Source organism: Variovorax ginsengisoli, assembly GCF_030486595.1.
In the GTDB taxonomy this organism is placed as follows: Bacteria; Pseudomonadota; Gammaproteobacteria; order Burkholderiales; family Burkholderiaceae_C; genus Variovorax; species Variovorax ginsengisoli_B.
This window is the reverse complement of the sequence record NZ_JAUJZH010000002.1, coordinates 199,856-224,971: the sequence shown is the minus strand read 5'-3', so window position 1 is coordinate 224,971 and position 25,116 is coordinate 199,856. Positions and strand designations below refer to the sequence as shown.

23 protein-coding genes and 1 riboswitch are annotated in these 25,116 nt (G+C 67.8%); of the genes, 13 read left to right on the top strand and 10 right to left on the bottom strand.

The genetic code is table 11. The annotated features are described in order from the left end of the window. Positions 1–2 precede the first annotated feature (2 nt). Positions 3–788: an SDR family oxidoreductase gene (locus tag QZH52_RS03580; protein ID WP_301803859.1), complete on the top strand. Its 786-nt coding sequence runs from the start codon at positions 3–5 to the stop codon at positions 786–788. A gap of 69 nt (positions 789–857) precedes the next feature. Here QZH52_RS03580 and rbp read toward each other — a convergent pair whose 3' ends face one another. Beyond that, a complete protein-coding gene (gene rbp / locus QZH52_RS03575) occupies positions 858–1,379 on the bottom strand; it encodes an RNA-binding regulator (RefSeq protein ID WP_301803856.1) in 522 nt (173 codons plus the stop codon). Between the two features lie 245 nt (positions 1,380–1,624). Beyond that, a riboswitch (yybP-ykoY riboswitch) is annotated at positions 1,625–1,801 on the top strand. A gap of 14 nt (positions 1,802–1,815) precedes the next feature. Here rbp and QZH52_RS03570 point away from each other — a divergent pair. From QZH52_RS03570 to QZH52_RS03550, 5 genes are all read left to right on the top strand, one after another. Continuing rightward, positions 1,816–2,382 (top strand): TMEM165/GDT1 family protein, encoded by a 567-nt coding sequence (locus QZH52_RS03570; RefSeq protein ID WP_286533239.1) that lies wholly within the window; start codon positions 1,816–1,818, stop codon positions 2,380–2,382. 118 nt (positions 2,383–2,500) lie between these two features. Next, complete coding sequence (gene metX / locus QZH52_RS03565) at positions 2,501–3,661, top strand: homoserine O-succinyltransferase MetX (protein ID WP_301804615.1); 1,161 nt, start codon at positions 2,501–2,503, stop codon at positions 3,659–3,661. Further along, positions 3,658–4,242, top strand: a complete 585-nt coding sequence (gene metW / locus QZH52_RS03560) for a methionine biosynthesis protein MetW (protein WP_286533241.1) — start codon at positions 3,658–3,660, stop codon at positions 4,240–4,242. The genes metX and metW overlap by 4 nt, the downstream gene beginning before the upstream one ends. Before the next feature lie 12 nt (positions 4,243–4,254). Beyond that, positions 4,255–4,842 (top strand): IMPACT family protein, encoded by a 588-nt coding sequence (locus QZH52_RS03555; protein ID WP_301803845.1) that lies wholly within the window; start codon positions 4,255–4,257, stop codon positions 4,840–4,842. 139 nt (positions 4,843–4,981) lie between these two features. Further along, the gene (locus QZH52_RS03550; RefSeq protein ID WP_286519643.1) at positions 4,982–5,521 is read left to right on the top strand and encodes a bactofilin family protein; all 540 of its coding nucleotides are present in this window, start codon (positions 4,982–4,984) and stop codon (positions 5,519–5,521) included. A 19-nt stretch (positions 5,522–5,540) separates the two neighbouring features. On the opposite strand, the gene QZH52_RS03545 is transcribed toward QZH52_RS03550, so the two are convergent. Further along, the gene (locus QZH52_RS03545; RefSeq protein ID WP_301803840.1) at positions 5,541–6,371 is read right to left on the bottom strand and encodes a DUF72 domain-containing protein; all 831 of its coding nucleotides are present in this window, start codon (positions 6,369–6,371) and stop codon (positions 5,541–5,543) included. A gap of 120 nt (positions 6,372–6,491) precedes the next feature. Here QZH52_RS03545 and QZH52_RS03540 point away from each other — a divergent pair, with 120 nt between their 5' ends. Further along, entirely contained in the window at positions 6,492–7,985 is a 1,494-nt protein-coding gene (locus tag QZH52_RS03540) for a M20 family metallopeptidase (RefSeq protein ID WP_301803837.1), read from the top strand. Next, positions 7,982–8,809 carry an alpha/beta hydrolase gene (locus QZH52_RS03535; RefSeq protein ID WP_301803835.1) on the top strand — a complete coding sequence of 276 codons (828 nt, stop codon included), beginning with the start codon at positions 7,982–7,984 and terminating at the stop codon, positions 8,807–8,809. The genes QZH52_RS03540 and QZH52_RS03535 overlap by 4 nt, the downstream gene beginning before the upstream one ends. On the opposite strand, the gene QZH52_RS03530 is transcribed toward QZH52_RS03535, so the two are convergent. From QZH52_RS03530 to QZH52_RS03510, 5 genes are all read right to left on the bottom strand, one after another. Next, a complete protein-coding gene (locus QZH52_RS03530; protein ID WP_301803832.1) occupies positions 8,806–9,981 on the bottom strand; it encodes an MFS transporter in 1,176 nt (391 codons plus the stop codon). The two genes, QZH52_RS03535 and QZH52_RS03530, sit on opposite strands and share 4 nt — an antisense overlap. Positions 9,982–10,093: 112 nt before the next feature. Further along, entirely contained in the window at positions 10,094–10,588 is a 495-nt protein-coding gene (locus QZH52_RS03525; RefSeq protein ID WP_301803830.1) for a YidB family protein, read from the bottom strand. Positions 10,589–10,623: 35 nt separating this feature from the next. Continuing rightward, positions 10,624–11,994, bottom strand: coding sequence for a M20/M25/M40 family metallo-hydrolase (locus tag QZH52_RS03520; protein ID WP_301803828.1), 1,371 nt, complete (start codon positions 11,992–11,994; stop codon positions 10,624–10,626). Between the two features lie 3 nt (positions 11,995–11,997). Further along, positions 11,998–12,717 (bottom strand): 16S rRNA (uracil(1498)-N(3))-methyltransferase, encoded by a 720-nt coding sequence (locus QZH52_RS03515; protein ID WP_301803826.1) that lies wholly within the window; start codon positions 12,715–12,717, stop codon positions 11,998–12,000. After that, on the bottom strand, positions 12,714–13,808 hold the full coding sequence (locus tag QZH52_RS03510) for an aminoglycoside phosphotransferase family protein (protein ID WP_301803824.1): 1,095 nt from the start codon (positions 13,806–13,808) through the stop codon (positions 12,714–12,716). Before QZH52_RS03510 ends, QZH52_RS03515 begins: the two co-directional genes overlap by 4 nt. A gap of 98 nt (positions 13,809–13,906) precedes the next feature. Between QZH52_RS03510 and QZH52_RS03505 the strand changes: the two genes are divergently transcribed. Genes QZH52_RS03505 through rsmA form a run of 3 tightly spaced genes read left to right on the top strand, consistent with a single transcriptional unit; the run spans position 13,907 to position 18,493 of the window. Continuing rightward, the gene (locus QZH52_RS03505) at positions 13,907–16,306 is read left to right on the top strand and encodes an LPS-assembly protein LptD (protein ID WP_436411531.1); all 2,400 of its coding nucleotides are present in this window, start codon (positions 13,907–13,909) and stop codon (positions 16,304–16,306) included. A gap of 14 nt (positions 16,307–16,320) precedes the next feature. After that, positions 16,321–17,706 carry a peptidylprolyl isomerase gene (locus tag QZH52_RS03500; RefSeq protein WP_301803820.1) on the top strand — a complete coding sequence of 462 codons (1,386 nt, stop codon included), beginning with the start codon at positions 16,321–16,323 and terminating at the stop codon, positions 17,704–17,706. Between the two features lie 22 nt (positions 17,707–17,728). After that, positions 17,729–18,493, top strand: a complete 765-nt coding sequence (rsmA, locus tag QZH52_RS03495; RefSeq protein ID WP_301803818.1) for a 16S rRNA (adenine(1518)-N(6)/adenine(1519)-N(6))-dimethyltransferase RsmA — start codon at positions 17,729–17,731, stop codon at positions 18,491–18,493. Between the two features lie 245 nt (positions 18,494–18,738). Here rsmA and QZH52_RS03490 read toward each other — a convergent pair whose 3' ends face one another. The 3 genes from QZH52_RS03490 to QZH52_RS03480 form a co-directional block, all read right to left on the bottom strand. Continuing rightward, positions 18,739–19,176, bottom strand: a complete 438-nt coding sequence (locus tag QZH52_RS03490) for a barstar family protein (protein ID WP_286520210.1) — start codon at positions 19,174–19,176, stop codon at positions 18,739–18,741. 44 nt (positions 19,177–19,220) lie between these two features. Beyond that, positions 19,221–19,634: a guanyl-specific ribonuclease gene (locus QZH52_RS03485; protein ID WP_301803817.1), complete on the bottom strand. Its 414-nt coding sequence runs from the start codon at positions 19,632–19,634 to the stop codon at positions 19,221–19,223. 206 nt (positions 19,635–19,840) lie between these two features. After that, positions 19,841–22,180 carry an NADP-dependent malic enzyme gene (locus QZH52_RS03480; RefSeq protein ID WP_301803815.1) on the bottom strand — a complete coding sequence of 780 codons (2,340 nt, stop codon included), beginning with the start codon at positions 22,178–22,180 and terminating at the stop codon, positions 19,841–19,843. Between the two features lie 403 nt (positions 22,181–22,583). On the opposite strand from QZH52_RS03480, the gene QZH52_RS03475 reads away from it, so the two are divergent. Both QZH52_RS03475 and QZH52_RS03470 read left to right on the top strand, forming a co-directional pair. Further along, a complete protein-coding gene (locus QZH52_RS03475) occupies positions 22,584–23,621 on the top strand; it encodes an SPFH domain-containing protein (protein ID WP_301803813.1) in 1,038 nt (345 codons plus the stop codon). Continuing rightward, a complete protein-coding gene (locus QZH52_RS03470; protein WP_301803811.1) occupies positions 23,618–25,099 on the top strand; it encodes a DUF4178 domain-containing protein in 1,482 nt (493 codons plus the stop codon). Before QZH52_RS03475 ends, QZH52_RS03470 begins: the two co-directional genes overlap by 4 nt. Positions 25,100–25,116 lie beyond the last annotated feature (17 nt).

Here is a 25,116-nt window from a genome sequence, read left to right as displayed (position 1 = left end):
CCATGGCCACTACCCAGAACCCCCTGCTGTTCGTCACCGGCGCCTCGAGCGGGATCGGGCAGGCGCTGGCCATGCGCTTCTACGACGCCGGCCACGACCTTGCGCTCGTGGCCAGGCGAACGGCCGAGATCGAGGCCTGGGCGGCGGCTCGCCAGCTGGACCCCCGCCGCTGGCGGGTCTACGGTGCCGACGTCGCCGAGTTCGACGCCATCGTCTCGGCCGGCGCCGCCTGCATCGCGCAGCAAGGCCTGCCGGACGTGGTGATCGCCAACGCCGGCGTCAGCATCGGCATGGACACCGCCGTCCGCGGCGACCTCGATGTGATGGCCCGCACCTTCGCCATCAACAACCTCGGCCTGGCGGCGACCTTCCATCCTTTCGTGGCCGCCATGGCGGCGCGCGGCAGCGGCCGCCTGGTCGGCATAGGCAGCGTCGCCGCGATTCGCGGCCTGCCGGGCCACGGCGCCTACTGCGCGAGCAAGGCCGGGGTGGTGGCCTACTGCGAAAGCCTGCGCGGCGAAATGAACGCCAGCGGGGTCAAGGTCGTCACCCTCTGCCCCGGTTATGTCGACACGCCGCTGACACAGGGCAACCGCTATGCCATGCCGTTCCTGCTGCAGCCGGCCGAGTTCGCCGACCGCGCCTTCGACACCATTCAGGCCGGCACCAGCTACCGCGTGATCCCATGGCAGATGGGGGTGGTCGCCAAGCTGATGCGGCTGCTGCCGAATCCGCTGTTCGACCGGCTCTTCAAGGGCCGCGGCCGCAAGCGCCGCCAGGGCGAGTGAGCCTCGCGCGGCCATGAAAAAAGGCTCCCGCAGGAGCCTTCTTGATGGGGGTTCGCGTTGGGGGCGCGATCAGTAGCCGCTGTTGCCACCGTTGCCGCCGCCATAGCCGCCGCGACCACCGCCGCCGCCACGCGGGCCAGCGCCGTACGGGCTGCGGAAGCCGCCGTCACCGCCGCCGCCACCGCTGCGGCCACCGCCGCCATAGCCGCCGCCACCGCCGCTGCGACCACCGCCGCCGCCGCCATAACCGCCGCCACCACCACCGTAGCCGCCGCCGCCGCCACCACCGCCATAGCCACCACCGCCGCCGTAGCCGCCGCCACCGCTGCGCGGCGGACGGGCTTCCATCGGACGCGCTTCGTTGACGACCACGCTGCGCCCGCCGAGCGGCTGGCCGTTCATGCCGTTGATGGCTGCTTGTGCTTCTGCATCACTGCCCATCTCGACAAAGCCGAAACCCTTGGAGCGACCGGTGTCGCGTTCCATCATGACCTTGGCGCTCGTCACCGCGCCGAATTGGCCGAAGGCCTGCTCGAGATCACCGTCGCGCACCGAGTAAGGCAGGTTACCGACGTACAGTTTGTTGCCCATCAAGGGACTCCTATAAACACATCAAGAAAAGCGATGGAGTCCCGAGAGCAGCAATCCGGCGGAACATCCGCCGAGTTGCGCGAAACTGACCGATCACCGATTCGCCCTCGAATTTTGAAGGAAGGCTCGTGCATTATGGGTGAAATGCGACAAATGCAAGTAGGAATTTGCACGCACCCCGGCGCCCGGCGAATATTTTTGAAGTCAGTACTCGCATACATCGTTGCTGCCGGACACGCTACAATCGACGGGTCATTGGGGAGTAGCCGCCTTCCATCGTGAGAAGGGTTTGCGTCAACAGACTTGTACTGCCTCCGGCAGCACATGGCGCAAGCAGCAGCCAGCCTGGCGAGACCTTTGACCGCGCAACTTCGGGATTCGGCCGAAGGTGTTGCGCGGTCAATTGCGTCCTTCGGCCGTAGGAGTCCCTTTTTTCATGGAAGCATTTTTCGTCGCCACCGGCGTGGTTGCGCTCGCCGAGATGGGCGACAAGACCCAGCTCCTCGCCTTGATCCTCGCGGCCCGGTTCCGCAAGCCCTGGCCGATCGTGGCGGGCATCTTCGCCGCCACCGTCCTGAACCACGCGCTCGCCGGCGCGGTCGGCAACTGGGTCACTCACTTCCTCGGGGCCGACCTGCTCCGATGGATCCTGGGCGGGTCCTTCATCGCGATGGCGCTGTGGATGCTGATTCCCGACAAGATCGACGACGGCGACGTGCCCAAGTCCTCGAAGTTCGGCGTCTTCGGCACCACGGTGCTCGCCTTCTTCCTGGCCGAGATGGGCGACAAGACCCAGATCGCCACCGTGATGCTCGCGGCGCGCTACGTGGACGCCTACGTCTGGGTCGTGATGGGCACCACGCTCGGCATGATGCTGGCCAACGCGCCGGTGGTCTGGCTCGGAGACCGGATCGTGAAGCGGGTGCCGATCAAACTCGTGCACGGCATCTCGGCCGCGATCTTCCTGGTGCTCGGCGTGGTCGCGTTGATCGGCTGGGGTTGAGCGGCATATACTTCTTCCACGCGCCGATTTGCTCCAGCTTGCGGGCGCTCTACAAATGCAGCTAAAGACGGACGCCGGGACCCGGCTCGTTTTTGGCGAGGCCGGGTCTTTTTCATTCATGTCCTTCGTCGTCACTCCGCAATCGATGCAGTTCGAGGGCCCGCTGGCACTTCGCAGCGGCGCATCGATCAGCCACTACACGCTGGCCTACGAAACCTACGGCCGGCTCAACGCCGACCGCAGCAACGCGGTGCTCGTGTGCCACGCGCTCAATGCGTCCCACCACGTCGCCGGCGTCTATGCCGACCAGCCGAAATCCGAAGGCTGGTGGGACAACATGATCGGTCCTGGCAAGCCGGTCGACACCGACCGCTTCTTCGTCATCGGCATCAACAACCTGGGCTCCTGCTTCGGCTCCACCGGGCCGATGCACGACAACCCCGCCACCGGCCGCGCCTACGGCGCCGACTTCCCGGTGGTCACGGTCGAGGACTGGGTCGCGGCGCAGGCCGCGCTGCTCGACGCGCTCGGCATCGAACGCCTGGCGGCCGTGATGGGCGGCAGCCTGGGCGGCATGCAGGCGTTGTCGTGGACGCTGCAGTACCCGCACCGCGTGCAGCACGCGGTGGTGGTCGCGAGCGCGCCGAGCCTCACGGCACAGAACATCGCCTTCAATGAAGTGGCGCGCCGCGCAATCGTCACCGACCCCGACTTCAACGGCGGACACTTCTACGAGCAGGGCGTGATCCCGCGGCGCGGCCTGCGCATCGCCCGCATGATCGGCCACATCACCTACCAGAGCGACGACGTCATGAACGAGAAGTTCGGCCGCGCCCTGCGCAGTGCGGTCGAAGGCAGCGCCGCCAACACCGAGTTCCTCTATTCGACCCAGGAGGTCGAGTTCCAGATCGAGAGCTACCTGCGCTACAACGGCGACAAGTTCAGCGAGTATTTCGACGCCAACACCTACCTGCTGATCACGCGTGCGCTCGACTACTTCGACCCGGCGCGCGACTTCGGCGGCGACCTGCGCGCCGCACTGGCGCAGGCCAGCGCCAAGTTCCTCCTGGTGAGCTTCAGCACCGACTGGCGCTTCTCGCCGGCGCGCAGCCGCGAGATCGTGAAGGCACTGCTCGACAACCGCCGCAACGTGAGCTACGCCGAGATCGATGCGCCGCACGGTCACGACGCCTTCCTGCTCGACGACGCGCGCTACATGAGCGTGGTGCGCTCCTACTTCGAGCGCATCGCCGCCACTTTCGAAGGAGCTGCCCAGTGAGCGACAGCCCGACCCAGAACCTGATCGCCCGCCTGGTTCCCGAAGGCGCACGCGTGCTCGACCTCGGCTGCGGCGACGGCGCGCTGCTCGACCTGTTGCAGCGCGAGCGCGGCTGCACCGGCTACGGCGTAGAGATCGCCGACGGCAACGTGCTGCAATGCGTGCGCCGCGGCGTCGACGTGATCCAGCTCAACCTCGACGAGGGCCTCGCGATGTTCGACGACGCCTCTTTCGACGTCGTGCTGCAGATCGACACCCTGCAGCACCTGCGCAATGCCGAGGTGATGCTGCGCGAGACCGCGCGCGTGGGCCGCATCGGCATCGTCGCCTTCCCCAATTTCGCCCACTGGCCGAACCGCATCAGCATTGCGCGCGGCCGCATGCCGGTGACGCGCCGGCTGCCCTACCAGTGGTACGACACGCCCAACATCCGGGTCGGCACCTTCAAGGACTTCGAGGTGCTGGCGCGCAAGAACCGGCTGCGCGTGCTCGATGCCTTCGGCCTGCAGGAAGACCGCGAGGTGCGCTGGCTGCCCAATGCGCGCGCCAGCACCGCGGTCTTCAAGTTCGAGCGGGAATAGACGGACGGGGCCATGCCGTTCACTCTCGCCGCCGCGCGCCATAGCGAGCTGATCGTCAAGAAGAGCCGCTTCATCGGCTGCGTCCAACCGCTGGCCGACCGGGCCGGGGCGCAGGCGGTGGTCCAGGCGCTGCGCGTCGCGCATCCGGCGGCGGCGCATGTGTGCTGGGCCTTGATGGCGGGCGGGCAGTCCGCGGCCAACGACGACGGCGAGCCCGGCGGCACCGCCGGACGGCCGATGCTCGAAGTGCTTAGGCACCACGATCTCGACGGCGTGCTGGCGACGGTGGTGCGCTACTTCGGTGGCGTCAAGCTCGGTGCCGGCGGACTCGTGCGGGCCTACACCGACAGCATCGCGCAGACGCTGATCGACGCACCGCTGCTGCCGCAGGTGCGCCAGCGCACGCTGCACTGCGCGGTGCCCTATGCATTCGAAGGCCTGCTGCGGCGCGAACTCGCGGCCGCCGACGCGACCTTGAACCAGGTGCGCCACGAAGGCCTCGTGCACTTCGACTTCAGCCTGCCCGAGCCGAACGCCGGGGCTCTCATCTCCCGGCTCGACGATGCCACGCAGGGACGCACCGCCTGGCTGCAGCCTTGAGGGGTCGAGATACCGCAAACAGTAGGCAAAAGTTCGCGATTCTCCGCCGAGGACGATTTATTCAGTTACGCCTCTTGCGCAATGAAGTACGGTGAGGCGAAATGTCGTTCTTACGATAGACGTTTTGAGGAGCTACCCATTGGCCACACAGTCCCCCTTCTTCGGTAAACGCGATCGCGAAGCCGAAAGTCTTACCTCCCGTCCCGCGCCGCTGATGGGTTCGAGCACCAATCTCTCGGGCACGCCCGTCAATCCGTCGACGCTCACGACCCAGGCCGCCAACGCCGCCGCCAGCGTGGCCAAGGAAGGCGGCAGCAAGCTCACCGTCGGCCCCAACATCAAGCTCAAGGGCGTCGAGATCACCGATTGCGACACGCTGGTGGTCGAAGGCCTGGTCGAAGCGACCATGGATTCGCGCGTCATGCAGATCGCCGAACAAGGCGCCTTCAAGGGCTCGGCCGAGATCGACATCGCCGAGATTCGCGGCCTGTTCGACGGCAACCTGACGGTGCGCGAAAAGCTCGTGATCCACTCGACCGGCAAGGTCACCGGCAAGATCCGCTACGGCAAGATCGTCGTCGAAGAAGGCGGCCAGCTGTCGGGCGAGATCAGCTTCGGCACCTCGGCACCGTCGGCCGGCGCATCGAAGCCCGCCGCAGCCCTGCAAGCCGCGGCCTGATCACCGGGCCGGCTGGGCGTCAGCCCAGCCTTTCGATCAAGGCACTCGCAGCCGCGGGTGCCTTTTCTTTTGCGCCGTTGATGAAGAAGACGAAGACATCGCGTGCCTTGCCGGCCTTGGGCGCGCTGTCCTCGACATGCGGCAGCGCCGCCGGTGCCTTGCCTGCGGCCCAGGTGCGCGCATGCTCGGCCCAGGCATCGAGCGCCTTCGGTGCGTAGCCGGTCTTCTGGGCCGCATCGCTGTTCATGAGCCGCGCATAGACGAAGTCGCCCGTCAGGTCGGCGAAGGACGGAAACTTGTCCGAATCGGTGAACACGGTCGCCGCCTTGTGCTTGCGCGCGAGCGCGAGGTACTCGGGCGCCTTGAAGCTCTCGTGCCGGACGTCCATCACGTGGCGCAGCGCACGGCTGCCGGCCTTTTCCGGCAGCAGCGCCAGGAAGCCCGCGAAGTCCTCCGCGTCGAAGGCCTTGGTCGGCATGAACTGCCACACGATCGGCCCGAGCTTGTCGCCGAGCTCCTCGATCCCGCTGTCGATGAAGCGCGCAATCGAATCGCCGGCGGTCGCGAGCAACTTCCGGTTGGTCGCGAAGCGCGAGGCCTTCAGCGAGAACACGAAGCCCTCGGGCGTCTCGTCGTGCCACTTCTTGAAGCTGGCCGGCTTCATGGTGCTGTAGTAGGTGCCGTTGACCTCGATCGCCGTGAGCTGCCGGCTGGCGTAGGCCAGCTCCTGGGCGTGAGGCAGCTTGGCCGGGTAGAAGTTGTCGCGCCAGGGCTCGTAGGTCCAGCCGCCGATGCCGACCCGGATGCGCTGTGGGGTCGTTCGGGAGTCCTTGTCGGTGCGCGCGCTCATGGCTGGCCTTGGTCGCTGTGGCGAAGCCCGCATTTTTATCGCATCCGGCGCGGCGGTGCCATCCGGGCAGAAGGTCGCAAGACGCACTAACATCGTTCTCCCGACCCCGCGGAGAATTCCATGAACGCCCCCCTTCACCGTGAAATGCCGGCCGGACTGCTCGATGCCGGCCGCGCACTGGCCGACGTCTCGTCCCAATGGGACCGCGACATCGTCAAGCAGCTCACCGACTACATCGCCATCCCCGCCAAGTCGCCGGGCTTCGACAAGGACTGGTCGCGCAACGGCTACCTCGAAACCGTGCTGCGCAACGCCGCCGCCTGGGTCGAAGCCCAGAAGGTCGAGGGCCTGAAGCTCGAGATCGTTCGCCTCGAAGGCCGCACGCCGGTGCTGTTCTTCGAAGTGCCCGCCAGCGGCACCGACATGAAGGAGACCGTGCTGATGTACGGCCACCTCGACAAGCAGCCCGAGTTCACCGGCTGGCGCAACGACCTGGGCCCGTGGACGCCCAAGTACGAGAACGGCCTGCTCTACGGGCGCGGCGGCGCCGACGACGGCTACGCGGTGTATGCCAGCGTGGCGGCGCTGCAGGCGCTGAAGGCCCAGGGGGTGGCCCATCCGCGCATCGTCGGCCTGATCGAGACCTGCGAGGAATCGGGCTCCTACGACCTGCTGCCGTATGTCGATGCGCTGCGCCCGCGCCTGGGCGAGGTGTCGCTCGTCATCTGTCTCGATTCGGGCGCCGGCAACTACGACCAGCTGTGGCTCACGACGTCGCTGCGCGGCATGGCGAGCGGCACGCTGAAGGTCGAGATCCTGACCGAAGGCATCCATTCGGGCGACGCCTCGGGCCTGGTGCCGTCGAGCTTTCGCATCATGCGGCAGGTGCTCGACCGCCTCGAGGACAGCAAGACCGGACGGCTGCTGCCCGAAAGCTTCCATTGCGAAGTGCCGGCCGGACGCCTGGCGCAGGCGCGTGCCACGGCCGCGATTCTCGGCGAGGAGGTCTACAAGCGCTTTCCGTGGGCGCACTACGACTGCGGCGGCTCGACCACCTTCGCCCTGCCGACCACCACCGACCCGGTGGAAGCCCTGATCAACCGGACCTGGAAGCCGACCTTGTCGGTCACCGGCGCGGAAGGCTTCCCGGCCCTCAAGGACGCCGGCAACGTGCTGCGTCCCTACACCGCCTTCAAGCTCTCGCTGCGCCTGCCGCCGCTGGTCGATGCCGACCAGGCGGTGCAGCAGCTCAAGCAGCTGCTCGAGGACAACGCGCCCTACCAGGCCAAGGTGACCTTCGACAGCGGCGGCGGCGCCACCGGCTGGAACGCGCCCGAAACCGAATCCTGGTTCGAGCGCGCCCTGAATACCGCTTCGCAAGCCCATTTCGGCGCCGACTGCGGCTACATCGGACAGGGCGGCACGATCCCGCTCATGAACATGCTGAGCCGCGGCTTCCCGAAGGCCCAGATGATGGTCTGCGGCGTGCTGGGCCCGAAGAGCAACGCCCACGGCCCCAACGAATTCCTGCACGTGCCCTATGCGAAGAAGCTGACGGCTGCGGTGGCCGAGGTGATCGCCGCGCTGCCGGCCGCCCGCAGCGCCGCCGCTTGACGACCCTGCGCACACCCGACGGCGAGACACTCGCGCTGCGCGACTGGCCGGTCGCGGCCGGCGCCGCTCGGGCCGTGGTCGTGCTGGTGCACGGACTGGGCGAGCATGCGGGCCGCTACGGCCCGCTCGCCGCGCGGCTCAACGCCTGGGGCTTCGCGGCGCGCGCCGCGGACCACCACGGGCATGGCGCATCGAGCGGCGCACGCGGCGGCCTTCCGTCCCCGACCCGGCTGGTCGACGACCTGGCGCTGGTGATCGACGACACCCGAAACGCCTTCCCCACGCTGCCGCTGGTGCTGCTCGGCCACAGCCTGGGCGGCCTGGTGGCGGCCAGTGCCGTGGCGCGCGGACTGCGAAAAGTCGACGCGCTGGTGCTGTCCTCGCCGGCGCTCGACGCCGGACTCAGCGCCTTCCAGAAGCTGCTGGTCGCCACCCTGTCGCGCCTGGCGCCCGGCCTGCGCGTAGGCAACGGGCTCGCGCTCGACGCCCTCTCGCACGCGCCCGCGGTGGTCGACGCCTACCGGGCCGATCCGCTGTGCCACGACCGGATCGGTGCCCGACTGGCACGCTTCCTGGCCGACGAGGGTGCCGCGGTGCAGGCGGCGGCGCCGGCCTGGCGGGTGCCCACCTTGCTGCTATACGCCGGCGACGATCGGCTCGTGAACCCGGCCGGCAGCCGGGCCTTTGCCGATGCGGCGCCGCAGGCGGTCGTCAGCAGCCTCTGCTTTCCGGCGCTCTACCACGAGATCTTCAACGAGCGCGATGCCGAGCCGGTGTTCGATGCCCTGCGGGCCTGGCTCGATGCCCGATTCCCGAATGGCTAGGCCACCGAGGCCGCGGCACTGCGGCGGTGTCGCGCCAGCCACAGCAGCGCGGCGCCGGTCAGCACCACCGGGACCAGCGATCCGAGGTTGAGCAGCCGCCAGCCTTGCGTCGTGACCAGCACGCCCGACGCGAACGAACTCAGCGCCAGTGTCGCGAAGATGCAGAAGTTGAGCGCACCCTGCGCGCGGTCCCGCTCCTCGGGGGTGTAGGCGCTGAGCGAGAGCGTGGTGCTGCCCGTGAAAAGGAAGTTCCAGCCGACGCCGAGCATGAACAGCGCGATCACGAACTGGTGCAGGTCCACGCCCGACAGCGCCACCCCGATGCAGCCCAGGTTGAGCGCCAGCCCCACGCCCATGACCGGCAGCACGCCGAGCCTGCGAATCAGATGGCCGGTGAAGAAGCCCGGCGCGAACATGCCGATCACGTGCCACTCGAGCACCAGGGCGACGTCCTCGAAGGGCAGGCTGCAGACCTGCATGGCGATCGGGGTCGCGGCCATCAGCAGGTTCATGACGCCGAAGCCGAGCGCGCCCGCCACGGCGGCCACGATGAACACCGGCTGGCGCGCGAGCACCGCCAGCGGACGCCCGCCCTGCGCCGCGGAACGGGCCGCCAGCGGCGGAAATTCGATGAACTGCATCAGCGCCAGCGACAGCAGCGCCACCGCCGCCAGGGCCAGGTAGGCGCCGGCGAAAGGCACCGCGAACCAGTGGCGCGTGACGGCAGCGAGGTTCGGACCCGCCACCGCGCCGAGCAGGCCGCCCGCCATCACGAGCGAGACCGCCTTCTCGCGCCATTCGGGCTGCGCGAGTTCGGCCGCGGCGAAGCGGTAGAGGCTGGCATTGGCGTTGTAGTAGCCAGCGACCACGGTGGCCGCGCACAGCAGCCAGAAGTTCTGCCAGACCGCGGCCTGGGCGCACAGCAGCGCCGACCCGAAGGCCACCGCGATCCCGATCTGGAACGAGCGCCGGCGCCCCCAGCGCTTCTGGGTGCGTGCCACCAGGCCGGTGGCCAGCGCACCGCCGACCACGTAGCCCATCACCGGCAAGGTCGCCATCCAGCCGCGCGGCGCCAGCGAAAGCCCGACCAGTCCGTTGATGGCGATGAAGGTGACGTTGTTCGTGAGGAACAGGCCTTGGCAGATGGCGAGCAGCCAGAGATTGCGGTTCATGGGCCGGGGGCTGGAGGAGGATGCCCGTTCTATCACGGCCGACCGCTGCCTCGCGCCAAAAGAAAGGCGCCTTGCGGCGCCGTTCGATCTCGAAGTCGAGGGGGAAAGTTCGCTAGCTTTTCTGCAGCAGGCCGCTCAGCGACGACAGCAGGTCGTCATGCGTGCCCAGCCCTTCGGCCGGCACCTGGCCCTTGGGTGTGAGGTGGTCGATCAGCGTCGGCAGCAGGGTGGCCAGCAGGGGCAGCAAGGTCGCGCTGTTGATGCCGAGCTTCTGGGCGATGCCCGAGATCGCATCGCTCCCCAGCACGTCCTGCAGCTGGCCGCCCGTGATCGGCGCGTTCTCGCCCTTGCCGACCCAGGAGCCTATGACGTCTCCCATGCCGGCCTGTTCGAACTTGGAGACCAGCCCACCGAGGCCGCCGAGTTCGCCGTTGTTGGCGAGCAGGCCGCCGAGCGCGCCGGCCAGGCCACCGAGGTTGCCCGCCGAGCCACCAGCGCCGCCGAGCAGCGCACCGAGATCGCCGAGGCCACCGAGGCCGCCGCCGCCTTGGGGTTGCTGCTGCGCCCCGCCGAGCACTTGACCGAGTACCGAATCGAGCAATCCCATGATGGGCTCCTGAATGTGGAAGGGTGGAACGAGGGCTAGCGGGCTCGCGGCGGGCGCCTGGCCAGCAGGGGTTCGCTCACGCCCTGCACGCCGACCAGCCCGAGCACGGTCACCAGGGCATTCTGCGCGCCCTGCCAGGCGTCTGTCACGTCGATCCATTCGGACAACGCGTGAAAGCCACCTGTCCTGCCGCCGGTGCCGATCGTGATCGCCGGGATGCCGAGCGACATCGCCACGTTCGCGTCGGTGCTGGCGCCCACCAGCAGGGTGCGGTGGCCGAAGGCGGCGTTCGAGCGCACGACCGCCTCGACGATCACCGAATCGACCGGCGTGCGTCCGCCGGGCCGGTCGCCGATCAGCTTCGTCGACGCGCTCAGGGTGCTCACGTTCCAGCGCTTGTTCTCCGCCGCCACCGCCTCGTCGATTGCGGCCAGCACCTTCTTCTCGGTGTCCAGCAGCGGACCCATTTCGTCGGAGCGGATGTCGACCGTCATGCGCGCGTCCGGCGCGATGGTGTTGACCGAGGTGCCGCCGCTGACGGTGCCGACCGTGAAGGTGGTCCGCGGCGAGGCCGGGGTCTCGATGTCGGCGATCCGGGCGATCGCGCGACCCATGCCATGGACCGCGCTCGGCACCTGGCCGAAAGCGCCGTAGCTGTGGCCGCCGGGGCCCTTGAAAGTCACTTCGTAGCGATGGCTCGCCGTGCCGAGCACCAGCACCGTGCCGTCGGCCGCCGGCTCCAGTCCGACCATCCCGTCGATGTCGAGGTGGTCGCGAAAGATGGCCTTCATGCCGCGCAGGTTGCCCAGTTCCTCTTCGCCCACATTGCCCACGAACAGCAGGTCGCCCACGGTCCTCACCTGTTGGTCATTGAGCACCTTGAGCCAGGACAGCAGCACCGACAGGGCGCGCGTGTCATCCGAGATGCCGGGGGCGTGGAGCCGGCCGTCGCGCTCTTTCACGCGGACATCGGTGCCAGCCGGAAAGACGGTGTCGAGATGGGCCGAGACCAGCAGCCTCGGGCCGTTGCCGCTGCCCTTGCGGACACCGATCACGTTGCCTTCGGCGTCGATCCGCGCGTCGGCGAGGCCCAGCGACTTCATGCGGGCCAGGAACGCCTCCGCGCGCCGCTGTTCCTTGAAGGGCGGCGCCTCGATCTCGGTGAGCATCCGCAGGTCCTCGATCGAGCGTTCGTGGTCGGCCTTCACGGCATCGAGCAGCTTGCGCACCGTGGGCGCGGCGAGCAGCTGCGAATAGACCTGGTCGACCACCGGGCGCACGTAGCTCGGCGTCGGCGCCACCGCGGAGTTCTGGGCCCGGGCGCCGCCGAAAGCCAGGGTGGCAATGGCCAGGACCATGATGGCGGTGGCGGGCCGCTTCTTCGGCCCCGGAAAGCGCGGCGCCATCGGTCAGCGGCCAGCCAGCCCGACGAGCGCGGCCAGTGCGGCGGTTTCGGCGCGCAGCACGCGCGGACCGAGCGTCAGTGGCGCAAAACCCTGCGCGATCGCGGCTTGCTCCTCGGCCGCGCTCAGGCCGCCCTCGGGGCCGCTCAGCACCCAGGCCCCGCGCTGCAGGTCCCGCGCGGCATCGGCGACGCCGCGCGTGCCGGGTGCCAGGCTCAGGATGAAACGCGCGGCGTCCCCCAGCGGCGCGTCCAGCCAGGCGCCGAAGGTCCGCACCGGATGGATCACCGGCACCCGGTTGCGCCCGCACTGCTCGCAGGCCGCGATCGCGATCGCTTCCCAATGGGCCCGCTTCTTGTCGGCGCGCTCGCTGTTGAGCCGCAGCACGCCGTGGGCGGTCATCAGGGGCTGGATGCCGGCCACGCCCAGTTCGGTGGCCTTCTCGACCAGCCAGTCCATGCGTTCGTTGGCCGGCATGCCGACCGCCAGCTGGATGGGATGCGGCGCTTCGCGCTCGATCGCCGCGTGCGCGCCGACCTGCACCGAGACCTCGCTGCGACCCATGCGTTCGACGGTCGCGGCGTACTCGCCGCCGAGGCCGTTGAACAGCGTGATCGCATCGCCCGGCTGCATCCGCAGCACCTGGACGTGGCGCGCGGCACCCGCCGGCAGCACCAGCACGCTGTCGGCGGCGAGCGCCGACTCGCAGTGGAAACGCGCCGTCACATGCGTCCGTAGGCAAAGCCGGTCTGGGCCTGCGTGCCTTCGATCTCGTCGACCACGCGCAGGAGCGGCGTCAGTTCGCGGTAGCGGCCGGCAGTGGCCCGGATGTAGGCGATGAAGCGCGGCGTGTCGGCCAGGTACTTCGGCTTGCCGTCGCGCAAGGTCAACCGGGCGAAGATGCCGGCCACCTTCAGATGGCGCTGCAGGCCCATCCATTCGACCGTCCGGTAGAAGGCGCCGAAGTCGGGGTCGACCGGCAAGCCGGCCTTGCGGGCCCGCTCCCAGTAGCGCACCGTGACGTCGAGCACGAATTCCTCGTCCCAGCTCAAGAAGGCGTCGCGCATGAGGCTCGCGATGTCGTAGGTGACCGGCCCGTACACCGCGTCCTGAAAATCCAGCACCCCGAGGGCATCTGCGTCGCCGACCATCAGGTTTCGCGGCATGAAGTCGCGGTGCACATAGACGGGTGCGGCCGCGAGGTTGTTCTCGACGATCGCCTTGAAGCTGCGCTCCAGGCGCTCCTTCAAGGTGCCTTCGACCGCGATGCCGCGATGGCGCGCGATATACCAGTCGGGGAACAGTGCCAGTTCGCGTTCCAGCAGCGCCCGGTCGTAGGGCGGCAGCACGCCGGGCCTGGACGCCAGCTGCCAGCGGATCAGGGCATCGATGGCCTGGTCGTAGAGCGGCCGGGCCGCCTGCGGGTCGTTCGGATCGATGACATCCAGCATCGTCTGCCGGCCAAGGTCGTCCAGCAGCAGGAAGCCGTCGGCCGACTCCCATTCGAGCACCTGCGGCGCGCGGACGCCGGCCTCGGCCATCAGCTGGGCGACCTGCACGAAAGGCGCACTGTTCTCCTGCGCGGGTGGCGCGTCCATCACGATCCGGGTCGGCGCGCCGGCGCTCGCATCGACGCGGAAATAGCGCCGGAAGCTGGCGTCGGCCGAGGCCAGGCGCACGCTCGCGGGCAGCAAGTGGTGGCGACCGGAAATGCTCGCCATCCATTGCTGGAATGCGCTGGCGCGGGCCGGGTCGCTCCAGGCCGGTGCTTCGGGACGGGGGGCGGCGGCGCCGGACGGTGGCTGGAGGGCTGTCATGGATAATCGATTCTACAAATCCGCCTGGCGCGGAGCTCCGCAACCCGTCGGCCCGAGTCGCCGCCCTCCCCTCCCAGACGAAATTTGCCCCCGTACCGATGCCTGACTTGAACCGAGCCACCCGGCGCCGGTGCCGCCCGCCCTTGCCCCTGGCGCTGCTGTCGCTGGCGCTGCTGCATGCGCAAGGCGCATGGGCACAAGATGCAGAGCTCGACCGGCCGCTCGTTCTCAAGCGCACCCCCCAGCTCGCGGAGACCATCCCGCCCCTGCTGCGCAGCCAGCTGCCGACTTTCGTCGACGGCGACAAGATCTCCGGCCGGCCCGACCTCGAAACCGTGGTCGAGGGCAATGCCACCCTGCGCCGCGGCGACCTGTCGCTCAGGGCCGACCGGCTCGAGTACTACCAGCCCGACGACCGCGCCCGCGCCACCGGCAACGTGCGCATCAACCAGGCCGGCAACGTGTACGAAGGCCCCGAGCTCGAGCTCAAGCTCGAGACCTTCGAGGGCTTCTTCAACAAGGTCCGCTACCGCTTCCTCGAGACCGGCGGCCACGGCGACGCCGAGCGCATCGACTTCGTCGACAGCAACGTCTCGGTCGCCCGCCGGGCCACCTACACCACCTGCCGGCCGGAGGACTATCCGGGCTGGATGCCGGCCTGGCTGCTGAGCGCCGCCACCCTCACCACCGACACCGAGGACAACGTCGGCGTCGCCACCAACGCGCGGCTGACCTTCATGGGCATCACCACGCCGCCGTTTCCGTCGCTGAGCTTTCCGCTCAGCAACGACCGCAAGTCCGGCATGCTGCCGCCGGTCATCGGCATCGACAGCGTGAACGGCATCGACATCACGACGCCGTACTACTGGAACATCGCGCCCAACCGCGACGCCACGCTGTACCCGACGGTGATGAGCAAGCGCGGCATCAACCTCGGCACCGAGTTCCGCTACCTCGAAGAGAAGTACAGCGGCGAGATCCGGGCCGACTACATGCCGGACGACCGGCTGCGCGACGGCCGCGACCGCTGGGGCGTCTGGACGCACCACTCGCAGACCTTCGATGCCCAGTACTTCGGCCTCGACTCGCTGGTCGGCACGCTCGCCATCAACCGCGTGAGCGACAACGACTACTGGCGCGACTTCACCCGCACGCCCTCGCTGACCCAGCGCCTGCTGGCCAACGACGGCTCGCTCAACTGGGCCAAGGGCGACTGGAGCGGCGTCGCCCGGGTGCTCAGCTACCAGACGCTGCAGTACGCACCGGCACCGATCGTGCCGCCCTACGACCGGATGCCGCAGATCACGGCGAACTACAACAAGTTCGACTGGAACGGCTTCGACTTCTCGCTCAACAACGACTACACCCGTTTCGAGGCCAAGCCGCTCGAGCAGGGCGGCCAGCCCAACGGCGAGCGGGTGTTCTCGGTGGCGTCACTGAGCCGACCCTTCCTGACCCCAGGCACTTTCGTGGTCCCGAAGGTGATGCTCAACGCGACCGCCTACCAGTTCGACGGCCCGCTCCTGACCAACGGCGCGACCCATGCCGACCGCGTGGTGCCGACCTTCAGCCTGGACAGCGGCCTGATCTTCGAGCGCGATGCCAACTACTTCGGGCGGGCTTTCCGCCAGACGCTCGAGCCGCGTGCCTTCTATGTCTACACGCCGTTCCGCAACCAGAACTACCTGCCGGTCTACGACACGGCGCAGAACGATTTCAATTTCGCGACCGTCTACACCGAGAACGCGTTCTCGGGCGACGACCGCATCTCCGACAGCAACCTGCTGACACTGGGCGTGACGACCCGGCTGATCGACCCCGACACCGGCGCCGAAGCCGCTCGCTTCGGCATTGCCCAGCGGCTGCGCTTCGCCGACCAGCTGGTCACCATGCCCGGCGGCGTGCCGGTCACCGACCGCTTCAGCGACCTGCTGCTTGGCGCTCAGATCAACTGGACGCCGAAGTGGAGCGTGGACGGCACGGTGCAGTACAACCCCGACACCCAGACCTCGGCGCGCACCGCGATCAGCGCGCGCTACAACCCGAGCCCCTATCGCACCATCAGCGCCGCCTACCGCTACCAGGCCGACACCACGCCCACTTCGAACGACGGCAACCGGGCGGTCGACGTCAGCTGGCAATGGCCATTGAACGACCTCTGGGGCGACAAGGGACAGGACCTCGGCCCCGGCAGGGGTCAAGGTGGGGGGCGCTGGTACGCCGTAGGCCGTTTGAACTACAGTCTGGAATCCAGCAAACTGACCGATGGCGTGCTCGGCTTCGAATACGACGGCTGCTGCTGGATCGGCCGCGTGGTGCTGGAACGCGTTACCACCGGACAGGCCACAGCCAGCACGCGGATCATGTTCCAGCTCGAGCTGGTCGGATTCGCAGCGCTTGGCTCGAGTCCGCGACGCACTTTGACACAGAACATCCAGCGCTACACCCCGTTGCGAACCCCGAGCATCGGCCCGAGCCGCTTCACCAATTACGACTGAGATCGAGCTTCGCCATGACACCCATCCGATCCCTCATCACCCTGGCCTGCCTTGCGACCCTGACCGCCACGGCCGGCGCCCAGGGCATCACCGACATCATGCGCGGCAACCAGCGGCTGGGGCCGGCCCCGCTGCCGTCGGAGCCGCGTCCGGCGACTGCTCCGACCCGGCGATCGGCCGAGTACATCGTCGCCCTGGTCAATTCCGAGCCGGTGACCAACACCGAAGTGCAATCCCGCATGCAGCGCCTGCTGCGCGAAAGCCCCGAAGCCCAGCGCATGCCCCGGCCCGAACTGGCCCGAATCGTGCTCGAGCGGATCATCAACGAACGGGCCCAGCTGCAGCTTGGCAAGGAAAACGGCGTCAAGGTGGACGAGTTGGCGGTCGACCAGGCCGAACAGACCGTGGCGCGGCAGAACCAGATCAGCGTCACCGAGCTGCGCCGCCGGGTGGCGGCCGAAGGCATGTCGCAAGAGCAGTTCCGACGCGACCTGCGCGATCAGCTGACCCTCACCCGCCTGCGCGACCGCGAGATCGAGGCCAAGGTCAAGGTCACGGATGCCGACGTCGACCAGTTCATCAAGGAGCAGCGTGCCGGCGCCAATGCGGCGTTCGCCGCCAACATCAGCATCGCCCAACTGGTCGTGCTGGTGCCCGAAGGCGCCAGCGACGACGAAGTCGCCAAGGCACAGCAGCGGGCCCAGGCCCTGGCCCAGCGCGCCCGCGCCGGCGAGGACTTCCCGACGCTGGTGCGCCAGAACTCCGACGCGCCGGACCGCTCCGGCGGCGGCCTCATGGGCATGCGCAGCGCCGACCGCTATCCGGGCATCTTCGTCGAGGCCACGCAGTCGACGCCGATCGGCGGCATTGCGGGCCCGGTCCGTTCCAGCGTCGGTTTCCACGTGCTCAAGCTGATGGCCAAGTCGCAGCCGGGCGCGAGCGACGCCGTCGTCACGCAGACCGAGGTGCGGCACATCCTGTTGCTCAACGACCCCAAGCGCAGCACCGCCGAAGCGGTGGCCCAGCTGGCCGAGTTCAAGCGCCGGATCCAGAGCGGCACGGCCGATTTCGCCGGCCTGGCACGCGACAACTCGCAGGACGGCAGCGCCAAGCAAGGCGGCGACCTGGGCTGGTCGCGGCCCGGCATGTTCGTGCCCGAGTTCGAAGAAGTCGTGAACCGGCTGGCCCCGGGCGAGATCAGCGATCCGGTCGTCACGCGATTCGGCGTCCACCTGATCCAGGTTCAGGGCCGGCGCGAAGCCAAGCTGAGCCAGGCCGAGCAGCGCGAGGCCGTGCGGGCCGTACTGCGCGAGAAGAAGGTCGAGCAAGCCACCGAGACCTGGGCCCAGGAAGTGCGCGCCCGCGCCTACGTCGAATACCGCGAGCCGCCGCAGTCATGAAGCCGTTCCAGGGCGCCGGCTCGTGAAGCATGTCGCGCGCAAGCGCTTCGGCCAGCACTTCCTGACCGATGGCGGGATCATCGACGCCATCGTGCGCGAAATCTCGCCGAAGGCCGGCGATGCGATGGTCGAGATCGGGCCGGGCCTGGCGGCCCTGACGCAGCCGCTGGTCGAACGACTGGGCCGGCTGACGGTGATCGAACTCGACCGCGACCTGGCCCAGCGGCTGCGCGGCCACGGCCAGCTCGACGTGATCGAGTCCGACGTCCTGAAGGTCGATTTCGCCGCCCTGGCCGCGAAGTTCTCGCCGGCGCCCCTGCGCGTCGTCGGCAACCTACCCTACAACATCTCGACGCCGATCCTGTTCCACCTGCTCGGCTTCGCGCACCTCGTCGCCGACCAGCACTTCATGCTGCAAAAGGAAGTGATCGACCGCATGGTCGCCCGGCCGGCCACCTCCGACTACAGCCGCCTGAGCGTGATGCTCCAGTGGCGCTATGCGATGGACAACGTGCTGTTCGTGCCCCCTGAGAGCTTCGACCCGCCGCCGCGCGTCGACAGCGCCGTGGTGCGCATGGTGCCGCTGGCCGAGCCACCCGTGGTCGATGCCGCGCGGCTCGGCGAGATCGTCCAGGTCGCCTTCAGCCAGCGGCGCAAGCTGCTGCGCCACACGCTGGGCCAATGGCTGGACCAACACGGCTTCGCCGGCAGTTTCGATACCCAGCGCCGCGCGGAAGAGGTGCCGGTGGCCGAATACGTCGCGCTGGCGCAAGCGGCGCCCCAATGAAAAAGCCCGTCACTGACGGGCTTTTGTTCGCGTGCGGCTGGGTCAGGCTGCTGCCAGCCAGTAGCCCGCGTTGAAAGGGCTGCTCATGCGCAGCGCCAGGGGCGACACGTCGACCAGTTTGTCGGTCGGCATCTTTTCTGCGGCCGGGTCGGTATTTTGAAGGTCGATGCCGGGCGCCGGAGCGGCCGCATTGTCCTGCGAAGCCTCGTTCGCCCGTTCTGCTTGGCTGGTGTGTGCAGAACGGGCTACAGAAAAGAATAGAAGCACCTGAACGGTATCTTCCGGTCTCCCCAGTAGTCCGAGGCGTCACGGAAGATGTCCAGCAGCTGCTCGCGCGCTTCCTTGTCGAACTTGGCGTTGGCCGGGATCTGCTCGAGCACGATGACGAAACCCGGTTGCGGGCCCGATTTGTGCAAGGGATCGGTCATGCAGTCGTACAACGCGTCGAAGTTCTTGCCGAAGTGCTGCGGGAAGGTGAATTGCTGGGCAATCAGGTCAAGCACATCCTGCTTGGTCTGGGCGTTGCCCAGGTTCGCATACAGGAAATGCTGACCGGCCGCATGCGCCGCTTCCTGCAGGTCGTTCACGCGGAAGGCGCGAATCGACTGCACGATGTTGGGTCGCACTGCACGAAGGGATAAGGTCATCTCCGCTGGTCTTTCCGTGGTTGTCGTCGTCGTCATTTCTTCAGGGCGCCTCACAGCGCCGCTCCAATTCAGTTGCTCGCTCATGGCACGATCCGCCGAAAGCTCGCGTAATGGTCTGCCGTATACCAGCAGGCCGATGGCGCCGTGCGCTCGCCTCCACAGACGATGCGCCTGGCGCCACGATCACGCGAACCGGGCGTATCGACCGTGTATTCTCGGTAGTGGCCTCGCCGTTCCTGCGGCAAGAGGCGTTCGCGGTTGCCGAACACCGTGCCGTCTTTTTCGTGCCGGAAAGGACCACCGTTCAAAATGGCCCCGTAGGTACGCTGGCCTTGCACCGGCAGTTCGGCCAGCGCGACCGTTTCCTGTGCCGGCATGCCGGCGCCGGTGCCGAACCATTCGCGAGCCTGGGCTCCCGCCGTCAGCGCCACCAGCAGGACGCTGGTGAGCGCAAACTTGGAAACCGGGGACGAGATCGAGGCGTAAGCCGCCATGGAGCACCAGAAGGAATAGAGCGAGAACCGAACCGGGGGTCGACCGACCAGGACACACTTTGCAGTGCACCTTGGGGTTAACCCGCAAATTCAAGCCCGCAAGTGTGCACCAGGGACGCGCAAATAGCAAGCGCCTGCTCAATCTTTGAGCAGGCGTCAGGTGCAAGCGACCGTTTTGAAGTTAGCGATCGCTATCGACAGGCGGCTTATCGGTCGGCGTTGGCATCCGCCACGGTCAGCGCTGTCATATTCACGATCCGGCGCACCGTAGCGCTGGGCGTCAGGATGTGCACGGGTTTGGCCGCACCCAGCAGAACCGGGCCGATCGCGATGTTGCCGCCGGCCGCGGTCTTCAGCAGGTTGTAGGAGATGTTGGCGGCGTCGATGTTCGGGAACACCAGCAGGTTTGCGTTGCCGGCCAGGGCGCTGTGCGGCATGACCTGCGCGCGCTGCTTGCCATCGAGCGCAACGTCGCCGTGCATTTCGCCGTCGACTTCCAGCCAGGGTGCCTGGACCCGCAGCAGGTCGAGCGTGCGCCGCATCTTGACCGCGCTGGGCTGGTTGCTGGTGCCGAAATTCGAATGCGACAGCAGCGCCGCCTTCGGTTTCAGGCCGAAGCGCATCATTTCCTCGGCCGCCATCGTGGTGATTTCGGTCAGTTCCTCGGGCGTCGGGTCGTAGTTGACGTGGGTGTCGACCAGAAACACCTGGCGGTCCGGCAACAGCAGGCCGTTCATGCAGGCGTAGATCGGCAGGTCCTGCGGCGTGCTGGCGCAGCCGCCGGGGCGCTTGCCGATCACCTGGTCGATGTGGTGCAGGTGGATCGCCGTCGTGCCCCAGGTGCCGCAGATGAGGCCATCGACCTCGCCCTTGTGCAGCAGCATCGAGCCGATCAGGGTCAGCCGGCGGCGCATCTCGATCTTGGCGGTCTGCACCGTCGTGCCCTTGCGCTCGGTCATCCGGTGGTAGGTCTGCCAGAAGTCGCGGTAACGATGATCCTGCTCGACGTTGACGACGTCGTAGTCGAGTTCTTCCTTGAGCCGCAACCCGAACTTCTCGATCCGCTGGGCGATGATCGCCGGCCGGCCGATCAAGGTCGGCCGGGCGATGCCTTCGTCGACCACGATCTGGGCCGCCCGCAGCACGCGCTCTTCCTCGCCTTCGCTGAAGGCGACACGCTTCTTCGGCGCCCGCTTGGCGGCATCGAAGATCGGCTTCATCATGCTGCCGGAGGTGTAGACGAAGGTCTGCAGCTTGTCGCGGTAGGCGTCGAGGTCGGTGATCGGGCGCAGCGCCACGCCGCTGTCGGCCGCGGCCTTGGCGACTGCGGGCGCAATCTTCATCATGAGCCGCGGGTCGAAGGGCTTCGGGATCAGGTACTCGGGCCCGAAGCTGAGCTTCTCGCCCGCATACGCCGCCGCCACGCGCTCGCTCTGCTCGGCCTGCGCCAGCTCGGCGATGGCATGCACGGCCGCGACTTCCATCTCGTCGGTGATGGTGGTGGCGCCGCAGTCCAGCGCGCCGCGGAAGATGTAGGGGAAGCACAGGACGTTGTTGACCTGGTTCGGGTAGTCGGTGCGCCCGGTGGCCATGACCACGTCGTCGCGCACCGCGTGCGCGTCTTCCGGCGCGATCTCGGGGCTCGGGTTGGCGAGCGCGAAGATCACGGGCTTGGCCGCCATCTTGGCGACCATGGCGGGCTTCAGCACGCCGCCGGCCGACAGGCCGAGGAAGACGTCGGCGCCCTCGATGATGTCGTTCAGGCTGCGGGCGTCGGTCTTCTGCATGTACTGGCGCTTGTCGTCGTCCATCAGCTCGGTACGGCCTTCGTAGACCACGCCGGCGAGGTCGGTCACGAAGACGTTCTCGCGCTTCAGCCCGACCTTCAGCAGCAGGTTCAGGCAGGCCAGCGCCGCGGCACCCGCGCCCGAGGTGACCAGCTTGACCTGGCCGATGTCCTTGCCGACCACTTTCAGGCCGTTGAGCATCGCGGCCGCCACCGTGATCGCGGTGCCGTGCTGGTCGTCGTGGAAGACCGGGATCTTCATGCGCTTGCGCAGCTCGCGCTCGACGTAGAAGCAGTCGGGGGCCTTGATGTCCTCGAGGTTGATGGCGCCGAAGGTCGGCTCCAGCGCTGCGATCACCTCGACCAGCTTGGCCGGGTCCTTCTCGTCGATCTCGATGTCGAAGACGTCGACGCCAGCGAACTTCTTGAACAGCACGCCCTTGCCTTCCATCACCGGCTTGGAGGCCAGCGGCCCGATGTCGCCGAGGCCGAGCACGGCGGTGCCGTTGGTGATGACGCCGACCAGGTTGCCGCGCGCCGTGTACTTGAAGGCGTTGACCGGGTCCTTGACGATCTCTTCGCAGGGGGCCGCCACGCCGGGCGAGTAGGCCAGTGCGAGGTCGCGCTGGTTGACCATCTGCTTGGTGGCCGCGATCGAGATCTTGCCCGGGACCGGATGCTCGTGGTACTCGAGCGCGGCGCGGCGCAGTTCGGCGCGCTTGTCTTCGGGCGTGGGGATCTGCGAAGTCGAATCGGACATTGGGCCGTGCCTCCTAGGACGCTTCTTGTAAAGGGCGCCGATTGTAGACCTCGATGCCAACGCCCTGCGGCGCGCACGGCTCTGGATCGCCCGGCTCGGCCAAAGACGGAAAACGGCTGTTGCTATCTTTTCTTCTTATTCTTCTTATTTAAATTAGTAGTAGTAGTAAGGGCGCGCCTGCGCTGTGGACAGGCGCATTTTTTCGTTGTACGACAAGCACTTGCGATAGCCCGCTGGCTGTGCGCAGCCGCGCTTCGCTGCTGTCGCGCCGAGGCGAACAACTTCGGGCCGGGCCGTCGGCCTGTGGACAAGTGCCTGGTTGTGCCGGAACTGTCCCCAGGGTTGTCCCTTGGACGCTGTGGCAATATGCCGCCATGGAAACACCCTTCGACGAGGAGCCGGCATGGCGCTGATGGATTTCATCAAGAAGCAGTTCATCGACATCATTCAGTGGACCGAGTCCGGCGACGGCACGCTGGCCTGGCGCTTCCCGATGGCCGACATGGAGATCCAGAACGGTGCGTCGCTGACCGTGCGCGAGTCGCAGGTGGCGGTGTTCGTCAACGAAGGCCAGGTGGCCGACGTCTTCGGGCCTGGCCTCTACAAGCTGACGACGCAGACGCTGCCGGTGCTGACGTACCTCAAGAACTGGGACAAGCTCTTCGAGTCGCCCTTCAAGAGCGACGTCTATTTCTTCAGCACCCGCCAGCAGGTCGACCAGAAGTGGGGCACGCCGCAACCGATCACGGTGCGCGACAAGGACTTCGGCGCCGTGCGGCTGCGCGCCTTCGGCAACTACAGCTTCCGCATCGGCGACGCCAAGCTGTTCCACACCGAGATATCGGGCACGCGCGAGATCTACACGGTGGCCGACATCGACGGCCAGCTGCGCGGCCTGCTGCTGCAGAACATCAGCAACGCGATCGCCGCCAGCGGGGTGCCGTTCCTCGACCTGGCGGCCAACCAGGTCCAGTTCGCCGAGGCGCTGGCCAAGCAGCTGGTGCCCGAGTTCGCGAAGCTCGGGATCCAGCTCGAGACCCTCACGGTGCAGAACGTCTCGCTGCCCGAAGAACTGCAGAAGGTCCTCGACCAGAAGATCGGCATGGGCATGGTCGGCAACGACATGGGCAAGTTCATGCAGTACCAGACCGCCCAGGCGATCCCGAAGTTCGCCGAAGGCACGGGCGGCGGTGGCGGCATCGCGGGCGACGCGATGGGCCTCGGCGCCGGTGTCGCGCTGGGCCAGGTGCTGGCGCAGAACTTGTCGCAGGGGCTGCAGGCGCAGCCGGCCGCGGCGCAGCAGCAGCCGGCGGTGGCCGTGGTGAATCCGGCCGACGTGATGACCACGCTCGAGAAGCTCGGTGAACTCAAGGCCAAGGGCATCCTCACGCAGGAAGAATTCGACGCCAAGAAGGCGGAGCTGCTGAAAAAGCTCGTGTGAGCGCAAGCGGCAGCCAGCGCTACTACCGCGCGCCCTGCCCCGGTTGCGGTGCGCCGGTCGAATTCCGATCGGCGCAGTCGACGCACGCCGTCTGCCCCTATTGCCAGAGCACCGTGGTGCGCGAGGGCGAGACGCTGGCGCGCACGGGCAAGATGGCGGAGCTGTTCGACGACTTCAGCCCGCTGCAGCTGTTGGCGGCCGGCCGCATCGACGACCAGCCGTTCACCCTGGTCGGCCGGCTGCAATACAGCTACGCCGGGGGCCGCTGGACCGAATGGATCGCCGCACTCGACGGCGACCGCAGCGGCGTCCTGAGCGAGGACAACGGCGCCTTCGTGTTCGCGCTGCCGGTCGATCTGCAGCGCGCCGCGCCGCCGCCGGCCGAATTGCGCGTCGGCGCGACCACCGCCTTCAATGGCCAGGCCTACACCGTGGCCTCGAACGAGCAGGTGGCGCTGGTGTCGGCCCAGGGCGAGCTGCCGCGGTTGCCTGAGCTCGGCCGTCCGTTCGCGGTGGTGGAGCTTCGCAACGACCAGGGGCAGGTGCTCAGCCTCGACTACGACACCGATCCGCCGGGCGCCTGCCTCGGCCGCTCGGTGCGGCTCGAAGACCTGCAGCTCACCGGGCTGCGCAGCGAATCGGCCAAGGACGAGAAGGGCCGCAGCTTCAATTGCCCGAACTGCGGGTCGCCGGTGACAGTCAACCTGGTCGACAGCAAGAGCGTCACCTGCCGGTCGTGCAACGAGATCATCGACCTCTCGCAGGGCATCGGCGGCGAGGTCCGGCATGCGGCCCAGCACGAGCCGGTGCAGCCGCTGATCGCGCTCGGCAGCATCGGCCAGCTGCAGGGTGCCGACTGGCAGGTGGTCGGCTTCCAGCACCGGATGGGCGTGGCGCCCGGCGACGACGAGCACTTCGGCTGGAGCGAGTACCTGCTCTACAACAAAAAGCGCGGCTTCAGCTTCCTGGTCGATGCCGAAGACGGCTGGAGCCTCGTGAAGCCGACCACCGGCGCGCCCACCATGGCCGAGAGCGGGGCCCGCGCGACCTACCTGGGCAAGGTCTATCAACAGCAGTACGCCTACAACGCCGAGACCGGCTACGTGGCGGGCGAGTTCTACTGGCGGGTCGAACGCGGCCAGAAGACTTTCAACCGCGACTTCGCCAACGGCAGCGCGCTGCTGTCGATGGAGCGTTCGGCCAACGAGCTGACCTGGTCGTCCGGCAGCCGGATCGACAGCGCGGCCGTTGCGGCCGCGTTCAAGCTCGAACGCAAGAAGGACATGTTCAAGCGCAGCGACGTGCTGCCGGTGAGCGCGGCGTCGAGCCTGGGCTGCGGCACCATCGTGCTGATCGTGGTGGTGATCATCGTGCTGCTGATCATCCTGAGCACCTGCAGCGGCGGGGGCGGCTCCGGCGGCTCGCGCAGCGCGGGCGGCTCGTACGGCGGCTATTCGAGTGGCGGCGGCCACAAGTAAACGTTTTTTTCGGAGGT

Bases quoted from the DNA above. Each gene is read 5' to 3' on its own strand.
- QZH52_RS03580 (WP_301803859.1), top strand. From the start codon at position 3: ATGGCCACTACCCAGAACCCCCTGCTGTTCGTCACCGGCGCCTCGAGC.
- rbp (WP_301803856.1), bottom strand. From the start codon at position 1,379: ATGGGCAACAAACTGTACGTCGGTAACCTGCCTTACTCGGTGCGCGAC.
- QZH52_RS03570 (WP_286533239.1), top strand. From the start codon at position 1,816: ATGGAAGCATTTTTCGTCGCCACCGGCGTGGTTGCGCTCGCCGAGATG.
- metX (WP_301804615.1), top strand. From the start codon at position 2,501: ATGTCCTTCGTCGTCACTCCGCAATCGATGCAGTTCGAGGGCCCGCTG.
- QZH52_RS03555 (WP_301803845.1), top strand. From the start codon at position 4,255: ATGCCGTTCACTCTCGCCGCCGCGCGCCATAGCGAGCTGATCGTCAAG.
- QZH52_RS03545 (WP_301803840.1), bottom strand. From the start codon at position 6,371: ATGAGCGCGCGCACCGACAAGGACTCCCGAACGACCCCACAGCGCATC.
- QZH52_RS03540 (WP_301803837.1), top strand. From the start codon at position 6,492: ATGAACGCCCCCCTTCACCGTGAAATGCCGGCCGGACTGCTCGATGCC.
- QZH52_RS03530 (WP_301803832.1), bottom strand. From the start codon at position 9,981: ATGAACCGCAATCTCTGGCTGCTCGCCATCTGCCAAGGCCTGTTCCTC.
- QZH52_RS03525 (WP_301803830.1), bottom strand. From the start codon at position 10,588: ATGGGATTGCTCGATTCGGTACTCGGTCAAGTGCTCGGCGGGGCGCAG.
- QZH52_RS03520 (WP_301803828.1), bottom strand. From the start codon at position 11,994: ATGGCGCCGCGCTTTCCGGGGCCGAAGAAGCGGCCCGCCACCGCCATC.
- QZH52_RS03510 (WP_301803824.1), bottom strand. From the start codon at position 13,808: ATGACAGCCCTCCAGCCACCGTCCGGCGCCGCCGCCCCCCGTCCCGAA.
- QZH52_RS03505 (WP_436411531.1), top strand. From the start codon at position 13,907: ATGCCTGACTTGAACCGAGCCACCCGGCGCCGGTGCCGCCCGCCCTTG.
- QZH52_RS03500 (WP_301803820.1), top strand. From the start codon at position 16,321: ATGACACCCATCCGATCCCTCATCACCCTGGCCTGCCTTGCGACCCTG.
- QZH52_RS03490 (WP_286520210.1), bottom strand. From the start codon at position 19,176: ATGACGACGACGACAACCACGGAAAGACCAGCGGAGATGACCTTATCC.
- QZH52_RS03485 (WP_301803817.1), bottom strand. From the start codon at position 19,634: ATGGCGGCTTACGCCTCGATCTCGTCCCCGGTTTCCAAGTTTGCGCTC.
- QZH52_RS03480 (WP_301803815.1), bottom strand. From the start codon at position 22,180: ATGTCCGATTCGACTTCGCAGATCCCCACGCCCGAAGACAAGCGCGCC.
- QZH52_RS03475 (WP_301803813.1), top strand. From the start codon at position 22,584: ATGGCGCTGATGGATTTCATCAAGAAGCAGTTCATCGACATCATTCAG.